Source organism: Modestobacter caceresii, assembly GCF_000761485.1.
In the GTDB taxonomy this organism is placed as follows: Bacteria; Actinomycetota; Actinomycetes; order Mycobacteriales; family Geodermatophilaceae; genus Modestobacter; species Modestobacter caceresii.
On sequence record NZ_JPMX01000119.1, the window covers coordinates 54860 to 64985 of the forward strand.

A 10126-nucleotide genomic window follows, 5' to 3' on the forward strand; every position below is an offset into this window, starting at 1 on the left:
GTGGGGCGGGTGGGACGACGCTCCCGCCCGCCCGCCGCCCGAGCGGCCCGGGACCCGCGCCGAGGCCCTACCGTCCGGCCGTGTCGTCCGAGTCCGCCAGCCGCCGTCCGCCACTGCCCGCCCTGGTCGCCGTGCTGGGGGCGGTGCTCACCGCGCTGCTGACCGCCTTCTTCAGCGTCATCGCGCTGGCCTTCTCCAACGGGCAGTACGACGGCGGCACCTGGCTGGTGATCGCGACGCCGGTGCTGCTCGCGGCGTGGCTGCTGGCCGGCGCGCTGCTGCTGATGACCGGCCGTTCCTGGCTGGCGCTCGTCCTGCCCGCCGCGGTCCTGTTCGGCCTGGTCGTCTGGGGCACCATCGCCGCCGGGCTCGGGTCGGACACCGACGGGTTCGTGGTGCTGATGTGGCTGCTGCCCGCCGGCACCGCGGTGCTCGCCGGGCTCCCCGGCGTCCGCCGTTGGGTCGCCGCCCGGCGGCTGGCCCGGTCGGCCCCGGTCCCCGGCTGAGCGCCATCGGGACGCGCACCCGACCCGCCTGGGCGACTCGCACACGCCGGACCCGGCGTCCGGCGGCGGCGGCCCGCTAGCGTCCACCGGGTGGGCAACGACGCTGACGTGATCGTGGTGGGTGCGGGGCTGGCCGGGCTGGTCGCCGCCGCCGAGCTGGCCGACGCCGGGAAGCGGGTGCTGCTGCTGGACCAGGAACCGGCCGCCTCCCTGGGCGGGCAGGCGCACTGGTCCTTCGGCGGCCTCTTCCTCGTCGACAGCCCCGAGCAGCGCCGGCTGCGGGTGAAGGACTCCCTGGAGCTGGCCCGGCAGGACTGGCTGGGCACCGCCGGCTTCGACCGCGCCGAGGACCACTGGCCCCGCCAGTGGGCCGAGGCCTACCTGCAGTTCGCCGCGGACGAGAAGCGCGCCTGGCTGCGCGCCCAGGGCGTCCGGTTCTTCCCCGTCGTGGGCTGGGCCGAGCGCGGTGGGTACACCGCCACGGGCCACGGCAACTCCGTCCCCCGGTTCCACATCACCTGGGGCACCGGGCCCGGTGTGCTCGCCCCGTTCCTCCGCCGGGTCGCCGACGCCGCCGCCCGCGGGCTGGTCGACGTCCGGCACCGGCATCGGGTCGACGGGCTGGTCGTCACCGGCGGAGCGGTCACCGGGGTGCGCGGGGCGGTCCTGGAGCCCAGCGACGTCGAGCGCGGCGCGGCCAGCTCCCGCACCGAGGTCGGCGAGTTCGAGTACTCGGCGCAGGCCGTCGTCGTCACCTCCGGCGGCATCGGCGGCAACCACGACCTGGTGCGGAAGAACTGGCCGGCGCGGCTGGGCCCGGTGCCGAAGCGGCTGCTCTCCGGTGTGCCGGCGCACGTCGACGGCCGGATGCTGGAGATCGCCCAGGGCGCCGGTGGCCGGGTGGTCAACCCCGACCGGATGTGGCACTACACCGAGGGCATCGCCAACCACTCACCGATCTGGGCCCACCACGGCATCCGGATCCTGCCCGGGCCCTCCTCGCTCTGGCTCGACGCCACCGGCACCCGCCTGCCGGTCCCGCTGTTCCCCGGCTTCGACACCCTCGGCACGCTCGCGCACATCGGCACCACCGGCCACGAGCACACCTGGTTCCTGCTCACCCAGAAGATCGTGGAGAAGGAGTTCACCCTCTCCGGCTCCGAGCAGAACCCCGACCTGACGGGGAAGGACCTCAAGCTGCTGCTCACCCGGGTGCGCGCGGGCGCGGCGGCCCCGGTGCAGAAGTTCCTGGACGACGGCGAGGACTTCGTCGTCGAGCGCACCCTGCCCGAGCTGGTGGCCGGGATGAACCGGCTCACCGGCGACTCCCCGCACGTCGACCTGGCCACCGTGGAGCGCGAGGTCGTCGCCCGCGACCGGGAGATCGCCAACACCTTCACCAAGGACCTCCAGGTGACCGCGATGCGCCAGGCCCGCACGTTCCTGGGCGACAAGCTGATCCGAGTCGCCGCGCCGCACCGGCTGCTGGACCCCGATGCGGGGCCGCTGATCGCCGTCCGGCTCAACGTGCTCACCCGCAAGTCCCTCGGCGGCCTGGAGACCGACCTGTCCGGCCGCGTGCTGCGGGCCGACGGGCAACCGTTCCCCGGGCTGTACGCGGCCGGGGAGGTCGCCGGCTTCGGCGGCGGGGGGATGCACGGCTACCGCTCGCTGGAGGGCACCTTCCTCGGCGGCTGCCTGTTCTCCGGCCGGGTGGCCGGGCGGGCGCTGGCGGCGGCGCTGTGACCACACCCGACTGGGACGCCGTCCCCTACACCGGCCCGCCGTCCTACGCCCCGCCGCCCCAGCAACCGGGTCATGGCCACCCGTCCGGCTACGGGCCGCCGCCGCACGGATGGGCGCCGCCGCAGGAGTGGGCGGCGCCGCAGGAATGGGCGGCGCCGCAGGGCTGGGCGGCTCCGCAGGGCTGGCCCCCGCCGCCGGGCTGGGTGCCGCCCGGGTGGGGTCCGCCGGGGTGGGGTCCGCCGGGAGGCTGGGGCGGCCGGCAGCGCCCGGCCCGGCCCGGGTCGGTCATCGCCGCCGCCGTGCTGACCTTCGTCTCCGCGCTGCTGGTGGTGCTCGGCACCATCTACGGCCTGGCGTTCAGCGCCCTGCTCAGCCTCGCCCAGGGGCCCGCGGCCGGCGTCGGCACCGGGACGGCGCTGGCCCAGCTCGCGCTGGTGGCCCTCCTGGTCGTGGGCGGGCTGCGGCAGCTGAACGGCGACCGCCGGTTCCTGCTCGCCGCCTGCGGGCTCCAGCTGGCACTGAGCCTGTACTGGGTGACGGTGCTCGCCGACCTCTCCTCGCGGACCGTCGGCGACGTCCTGGGCTTCGTCCCCGTCCTGTACGTCGTCCTGGCGGTGACGGCGGCCGGCCTGACCTTCCTGCCCGACGCCCGGGCGTGGGGTCGGCGGGCGGCACCACCGGCACCGGCGGGGGAGCAGCCGCCCGCAGGAGCGCCCCGGCCCGGGGTCTGACCGGCGCCCGGTCCGGGGCCTGACCGGCCGCGGCGCGCCGGGTGGGACGATCAGCGCATGTCCGCCCCTGCCCCCGACACCGCCCTGGACCCCGCCGTCGCCACGCTGCTGAGCCGCGACCCCGCCGGCCTCGTCGCCGCCGTCGTGCAGCAGCACGACACCGGCGAGGTGCTGATGGTCGCCTGGATGGACGACGAGGCGCTGCACCGCACGCTCACCACCGGCCGGGCCACCTACTGGTCGCGCAGCCGGGGCGAGTACTGGGTGAAGGGGGAGACCTCCGGCCACCGGCAGTGGGTGCGCGACGTGCGGCTGGACTGCGACGGCGACGCCCTGCTCCTGCTGGTCGACCAGGAGGGCCCGGCCTGCCACACTGGGGAGCGCAGCTGCTTCCACCGCCCGCTGCCGGCCACGACCGGGATGCCGGCATGAGCCTGCAGCTGGGCCGCACCAGCCCGACCCGCGCCGAGTTCGCGCACCTGGACGCGCCCGTCGTCCCGGTCACCCGCCGGCTGCTGGCCGACAGCGAGACCGCCGTGGGCATCTACCGCAAGCTGGCCGGCAACCGGCCGGGCACCGTGCTCCTGGAGTCCGCCGAGCAGGGCAAGCAGTGGTCCCGGTTCAGCTTCGTCGGCGTGCGCAGCGCCGGCGTGCTCACCGAGGCCGACGGGACGACGGCCTGGCTCGGCGACCCGCTGCCCGGGCTCACCGACGACCTGCCCGTCGACCCGCTGGCCGCCGTCCGCACCCTGGCCCGCCGGCTCCGCTCGCCGCGCACACCCGGCCTGCCGCCGCTGACCGGCGGGCTGGTGGGCTACCTGGGCTACGACGTCGTCCGGCGGCTCGAGCGGCTGCCGCAGACCGCCGTCGACGACCTGGGCATGCCCGAGCTGGCGCTCATGCTCGTCACCGACCTGGCGGTGCTGGACCACAGCGACGGCACCGTGCTGCTCATCGCCAACGTGCTGGGCGGGGCGCCCGGCGGCTACGACGACGCGGTCGCCCGGCTCGACGCGATGGCCGCGGACCTGGCCGAGGCCGCACCCCCGGGGGTCGCGACGGTCGAGACCGCCGACGCGCCGCCGGTGACCAGCAACATGGGGCCGGGGGAGTACGAGGCCGGCGTCGAGCGGGTGCGCGAGCACGTCCGCGCCGGCGACGTCTTCCAGACCGTGCTCGCCCAGCGCTTCGAGCTGGCCACCGACGTCGACGCCCTGGACCTCTACCGGGTGCTGCGGGCCACCAATCCCTCGCCGTACATGTACCTGCTGCGCTTCGCCGGGCGGCAGTCGCCGTTCGACGTGGTCGGCTCCTCCCCGGAGGCGCTGGTCACCGTGACCGGGAGCCGGGCCGTGGTGCACCCGCCGGCCGGCACCCGTCCGCGCGGCGCCACCCCGGAGGACGACGTCCGGCTCACCGAGGAGCTGCTGGCCGACCCCAAGGAACGCGCCGAGCACGTGATGCTGGTCGACCTGGCCCGCAACGACCTGGGCCGGGTGAGCGAGCCGGGCACCGTCGAGGTCGCCGACTTCATGCGGGTCGAGCGGTACAGCCACGTCATGCACCTGGTCTCCACCGTGGCCGGTCAGGTGACCGCCGACCGGGACGCGCTGGACGTGTTCGACGCGACCTTCCCCGCCGGCACCGTCTCCGGGGCGCCCAAGCCGCGGGCGATGGAGGTCATCGAGTCCCTGGAGCCCACCCGCCGGGCGCTCTACGCCGGCACGGTCGGCTACGTCGACGCCAGCGGTGACATGGACATGGCCATCGCCATCCGCACCGCGGTGCTGCACGACGGCCGCGCCTACGTGCAGGCCGGCGCCGGCGTCGTGGCCGACAGCGACCCGGCCAGCGAGGAGGCGGAGACCCGGCACAAGGCCCGCGCCGTGCTGTCGGCGATCGCCACCGCGGAGGGGCTGCGGGAGCTCCGGTGAGCCACCCCGCGCCCCCGGTCCCGCCTCCGGCCACCACCCGGGGCCGGCGGGAGCTCACCGTCGCGGTCCTGTTGTGCGCGCTCTCCGGTGGGCTGGCGCTGTCGGCGTCCGGCGAGCCGTGGGCCGACGTCACGGTCGTGCGCGAACCGCCGCTGCCGCCGACGGCGCAGGTGCTGACCGGCAGCCAGGCCGCACCGCTGGTCGCCGCGTGCGGGCTGCTGCTGCTCGCTGCCGCGGTCGCGGTCATCGCCGTCCGCGGCGTCGGCCGGATGGTGGTCGGCCTGCTGGTCGCGGTGGCCGGTGGCGTGCTCGGGTGGTCGGGGCTGCGTGCGCTCACCGGCTCGCTCGACCTCGGCGGTGCCGACGTGACGTCGGGGGTCGGGCTGGGGCAGGCCCAGGTGACCACCGACCCCGTGGCCACCTGGCCCGCGGTGGCCCTGGTCGCCGGTGTGCTCGGCGTGCTGGCCGGGGCCCTGGTGGTGCTGCGCGGCCGGGACTGGCCGGGCATGGGGCGTCGCTACGAGCGCACCGGGCAGCCGGCGGGGGCGACGGCAGCGCCCGCCCGGCCGGCTCGTCCCGCTCGTCCGGAGACCGACGAGGACCGGCACCAGGCGGCCTGGAAGGCCCTGGACCGCGGAGACGACCCGACCGCGTGAGGGCGGGGTCCTCGTCCTCACCGCGCGGCCCTGCCCCGGGCCCGCCCGCCGCTTCTTACACCCGGGCCGTCCGGGCGGTCTGCACCGGCCCCCGGGAGGGAACCGGTCCTGGCCCGTCTCTAGAGTGATCCGCGCGGTCCGAGTGGTGGGGGCCGGTCCGGTGCCACATCCTGAGAGGTCCGAGGAGGGGTCATGAGCGTCCTCGACGAGATCGTCGCCGGTGTCCGGGAGGACGTCGCTGCCCGTCAGGCCACCACCCCGCTGACCGAGGTGCAGGCCGCGGCCCGCGATGCCCGGCCCGCTCTGGACGCCCTCGCCGCCCTCCGGGCCCCGGGCGTCGGTGTCATCGCCGAGGTCAAGCGGCGCAGCCCGAGCAAGGGCGACCTCGCTGCCATCGCCGACCCGGCCGCGCTCGCCGCGCAGTACGCCGCCGGCGGCGCCCGGGCGATCAGCGTGCTGACCGAGGGCCGCCGGTTCGGCGGGTCGCACGCCGACCTGGCCGCCGTCCGGGCCGCCGTCGACGTCCCGGTGCTCAACAAGGACTTCGTGATCAGCAGCTACCAGGTGCACGAGGCCCGGGCGCACGGGGCAGACCTGGTCCTGCTCATCGTGGCCGCGCTCGACCAGCCGGTGCTCATCGGCCTGCTCGAGCGGATCGAGTCCCTCGGCATGACCGCCCTGGTCGAGGTGCACAGCGAGGCCGAGGCTGACCGCGCGCTCGCCGCAGGTGCCTCGGTGATCGGCGTCAACGCCCGCGACCTCACCACGCTGTCGGTCGACCGCTCCACCTTCGAGCGGATCGCCCCGGGCCTGCCCAGCGAGGTCGTCAAGATCGCCGAGTCCGGGGTGCGCGGCCCGCACGACCTGATCAGCTACGCCGGCGCGGGCGCCGACGCGGTGCTGGTGGGGGAGGGCCTGGTCACCGCCGGCGACCCGCGGCAGGCGGTCGCCGACCTGGTCACCGCCGGCTCCCACCCGGCGACCCCGCGCACCACCCGCTAGTAAGGCCTCGCTGCAGGGGCCCGCCGCGAGCCTGCGAGTGGTGGGGAGCAGGGAGGTCCTTAGGCTGGGCGCATGACCCTCTCCGCGCACGCCCCGGCCCCTGACGTCCCCGACGCCACGGCGTCGGGGGAGTGGCCGGACGCCACAGGGCACTTCGGTGTCTTCGGCGGCCGGTTCGTCCCGGAGGCGCTGATCGCCGCGCTGGACGAGCTGACCGCGGCCTACGAGGCGATGCGGGTCGACCCTGCGTTCCTCGACGAGTTCGCCCGCCTGCAGCGCGACTACACCGGCCGGCCCAACCCGATCACCGAGGTCCCGAAGTTCGCCGAGCACTGCGGCGGTGCGCGGGTGCTGCTCAAGCGCGAGGACCTCAACCACACCGGTTCGCACAAGATCAACAACGTGCTCGGCCAGGCGCTGCTGACCAAGCGGATCGGCAAGACCCGGGTCATCGCCGAGACCGGCGCCGGCCAGCACGGGGTCGCCACCGCCACCGCTGCGGCCCTGATGGGGCTGTCCTGCACCGTCTACATGGGCGAGGAGGACACCCGCCGTCAGGCGCTGAACGTCGCCCGGATGCGGCTGCTGGGCGCCGAGGTGATCCCGGTTACCACCGGCTCCCGCACGCTGAAGGACGCGATCAACGAGGCGTTCCGCGACTGGGTGACCAACGTCGAGACGACGAACTACGTCTTCGGCACCGTCGCCGGCCCGCACCCGTTCCCGATGATGGTGCGCGACTTCCAGCGGGTCATCGGCGACGAGGCGCGCGCGCAGCTGCTCGAGCGGGAGCAGCGGCTGCCCGACGTCGTCCTGGCCTGCGTCGGTGGTGGGTCCAACGCGATCGGCATCTTCACCGCCTTCGTGCCCGACGAGGCCGTCCGGCTGGTCGGCCTGGAGGCCGGTGGGGACGGCGTGGACACCGGCCGGCACGCGGCCACCATCACCGGGGGAGACCCCGGCGTGCTGCACGGCGCGCGCTCCTACCTGCTGCAGGACGACAACGGCCAGACCGTCGAGTCGCACTCCATCTCCGCCGGCCTGGACTATCCGGGCGTCGGCCCCGAGCACGCCTTCCTGCACGACATCGGGCGGGCCGAGTACCGGCCGGTCACCGACGCCGAGGCGATGGAGGCCTTCGCCCTGCTGTGTCGCACCGAGGGGATCATCCCGGCGATCGAGTCGGCGCACGCCCTGGCCGGGGCGATGGTGGTCGGCCGCGAGCTCGGCCCGGACGCGCTGCTGCTGGTGAACCTCTCCGGCCGCGGCGACAAGGACGTCGAGACCGCCAGCGCCTGGTTCGACCTCGCCGACCGGACGGCGCCGACCGACCCTGACGAGCGGGCCGTCGAGGCCGGCCGGGGTGCCGAACCGGGGCCGGGCCTGGACACCGACCAGCACGCCACCGAGGGCGCGGTCAGCAACGACCGGGCCGTGGCCGGGCAGGACGCGGGGGAGCAGCAGTGAGCGAGCGTGCGAGCGAACCGATGAGCGCAGCAGCTCCGCGAACGCGGCCGACGAGCGCCGGCGAGGAGGACTCGTGAGCGCACTGCAGGAGCGCATCTCCGCGGCGCGGTCCGACGGGCGGGCGGCGTTGATCGCCTACCTGCCGGTCGGGTACCCCGACGTCGACACCTCGATCGCGGCGATGGTCGCAGCGGTCGAGGGTGGGGCGGACATCGTGGAGATCGGCGTGCCCTACTCCGACCCGGGGATGGACGGGCCGGTGATCCAGGAGGCCGTCGACGTCGCCGTCCGGGCCGGGGTCGGCATGGCCGACGTGCTGCGTGCCGTGACCGCGGTCGCCGCCGCCGGTGCCGTGCCGGTGGTGATGAGCTACTGGAACCCGATCGAGCGCTACGGGGTCGACCGGTTCGCCGACGACCTGGCCGCGGCCGGTGGCGCGGGCGCGATCACCCCCGACCTCATCCCCGACGAGGCCGGCGCGTGGCTGGCCGCCAGCGACCGGGTCGGCCTGGACCGGGTCTTCCTGGTCGCGCCGTCGTCCACCGACGCCCGGCTCGCCGCCACCGTCGCCGCCTGCCGCGGCTTCGTCTACGCCGCCTCCACGATGGGCGTCACCGGCAGCCGGGCCACCGTCGGGGACGCCGCGGAACGACTGGTCGCCCGCACCCGTGCCGCCGCCGGCGGGCCGCCGGTGTGCGTCGGCCTGGGGGTCTCCACCGGCGACCAGGCGGCCGAGGTCGCCGGGTTCGCCGACGGGGTGATCGTCGGGTCGGCCTACGTGCGGCGGCTGCTCGACGGGCACGGCGCCGACGGCGTGCGTTCACTGTCCGCCGAGCTCGCCGAGGGCGTCCGGCGTGCGAAGGTGCAGGCATGACGCTGCTGGCGGACGCCTCCGTCCTCGCCGCGATCCCCAGCCCCACCCAGGGGGTGTGGGAGATCGGGCCGTTCCCGCTGCGCGCCTACGCGCTGTGCATCATCGCCGGCATCGTGCTGGCCTGCTGGCTGGGTGAGCGCCGCTGGGTGGCGCGCGGTGGCGCCCCCGGCGACGTGCTGGACATCGCCGTGTGGGCGGTGCCCTTCGGCATCGTCGGCGGTCGCATCTACCACGTGATCACCACCCCGCAGCCCTACTTCGGGGAGGGTGGCGACCCGATCCGGGCCTTCGCGATCTGGGAGGGCGGCCTCGGCATCTGGGGCGCGATCGCGCTCGGCGGGGTCGGCGCGTGGATCGGCTGCCGGCGGCGGGGGATCCCGCTGCCTGCCTGGGCCGACGCCATCGCCCCCGGCATCGTGCTCGCGCAGGCGGTGGGGCGCCTGGGCAACTGGTTCAACAACGAGCTCTACGGCAGCGCCACCGACCTCCCGTGGGCGCTGACGATCTACCGCTGGAACGCCTCCGCCGGTCAGGCGCTCACCGGTCCTGACGGCGCACCGCAGGTGCTGGGCACCTTCCACCCCACGTTCCTGTACGAGCTGCTGTGGAACCTCGGCGTCGCAGCGCTGGTGATCTGGGCCGACCGCCGCTTCCGGCTCTCCCACGGGCGGGCCTTCGCGCTGTACGTCGCCGCCTACTGCGCCGGCCGGGTGTGGATCGAGATGCTCCGCATCGACACGGCTGAGCAGTTCCTCGGGCTGCGGCTCAACGTCTTCACCTCGATCATCGTCGGCCTGCTGGCCGTCGCGTACATGGTCGTCAACCGTGGCCGGCCGCGGGAGGTCATCACCCGCGGCGCGGAGGAGGCCGGCGACGGCGTCCCCGCTGCGGTCTCGTCTCCCGCCTCGACCACCGGCGCCACGACCAACGGCGCCACGACCACCGGCGCCACGGCCGCGGGCGCCGCGGAGGCCGCGGCCGGGGGTCAGCCGCTCGGGGGAGAGACCGTCACCGACGAGGCCGGCGACGGCCGGGCCGGACCCCGGACCGACGAGGGCGGCTCGCCCCGCGCCGGCTGACCCGGCAGGCTCCCGCGACGGTCGCCTTCCCCGCAGCTGGAGGAGATCTTCCCGACACCTGGTCGACATGTCCCGCAGGTGTCCCTGCTGTGTACGCTCGACCCCGGCCGACCAGTGATCCTGGGCCGGCC

Annotated in this window: 10 protein-coding genes; all 10 read left to right on the forward strand. The window is 75.6% G+C overall.

The features are described 5' to 3' along the window. Window positions 1–80: 80 nt before the first annotated feature. The 10 genes from IN07_RS22245 to lgt all read left to right on the forward strand — a co-directional run bounded on the left by IN07_RS22245 (window position 81) and on the right by lgt (window position 9995). Window positions 81–506: a hypothetical protein gene (locus IN07_RS22245; protein WP_036340779.1), complete on the forward strand. Its 426-nt coding sequence runs from the start codon at window positions 81–83 to the stop codon at window positions 504–506. A gap of 90 nt (window positions 507–596) precedes the next feature. Beyond that, a complete protein-coding gene (locus IN07_RS22250) occupies window positions 597–2252 on the forward strand; it encodes an FAD-binding dehydrogenase (protein ID WP_036340781.1) in 1656 nt (551 codons plus the stop codon). Continuing rightward, a complete protein-coding gene (locus IN07_RS25505) occupies window positions 2249–2983 on the forward strand; it encodes a hypothetical protein (RefSeq protein ID WP_156119344.1) in 735 nt (244 codons plus the stop codon). Before IN07_RS22250 ends, IN07_RS25505 begins: the two co-directional genes overlap by 4 nt. A 57-nt stretch (window positions 2984–3040) precedes the next feature. After that, window positions 3041–3415, forward strand: a complete 375-nt coding sequence (hisI, locus tag IN07_RS22260) for a phosphoribosyl-AMP cyclohydrolase (RefSeq protein WP_036340787.1) — start codon at window positions 3041–3043, stop codon at window positions 3413–3415. Next, the gene (locus IN07_RS22265) at window positions 3412–4917 is read left to right on the forward strand and encodes an anthranilate synthase component I (protein ID WP_036340790.1); all 1506 of its coding nucleotides are present in this window, start codon (window positions 3412–3414) and stop codon (window positions 4915–4917) included. The genes hisI and IN07_RS22265 overlap by 4 nt, the downstream gene beginning before the upstream one ends. Next, complete coding sequence (locus tag IN07_RS22270; protein ID WP_036340793.1) at window positions 4914–5573, forward strand: TIGR02234 family membrane protein; 660 nt, start codon at window positions 4914–4916, stop codon at window positions 5571–5573. The genes IN07_RS22265 and IN07_RS22270 overlap by 4 nt, the downstream gene beginning before the upstream one ends. A gap of 192 nt (window positions 5574–5765) precedes the next feature. Further along, window positions 5766–6575 (forward strand): indole-3-glycerol phosphate synthase TrpC, encoded by an 810-nt coding sequence (gene trpC / locus IN07_RS22275; protein WP_036340796.1) that lies wholly within the window; start codon window positions 5766–5768, stop codon window positions 6573–6575. A 72-nt stretch (window positions 6576–6647) separates the two neighbouring features. Next, entirely contained in the window at window positions 6648–8042 is a 1395-nt protein-coding gene (gene trpB, locus IN07_RS22280) for a tryptophan synthase subunit beta (protein ID WP_036340800.1), read from the forward strand. Between the two features lie 73 nt (window positions 8043–8115). Continuing rightward, window positions 8116–8916, forward strand: coding sequence for a tryptophan synthase subunit alpha (gene trpA / locus IN07_RS22285; protein ID WP_036340803.1), 801 nt, complete (start codon window positions 8116–8118; stop codon window positions 8914–8916). Next, entirely contained in the window at window positions 8913–9995 is a 1083-nt protein-coding gene (gene lgt / locus IN07_RS22290; RefSeq protein WP_081975623.1) for a prolipoprotein diacylglyceryl transferase, read from the forward strand. Before trpA ends, lgt begins: the two co-directional genes overlap by 4 nt. Window positions 9996–10126 lie beyond the last annotated feature (131 nt).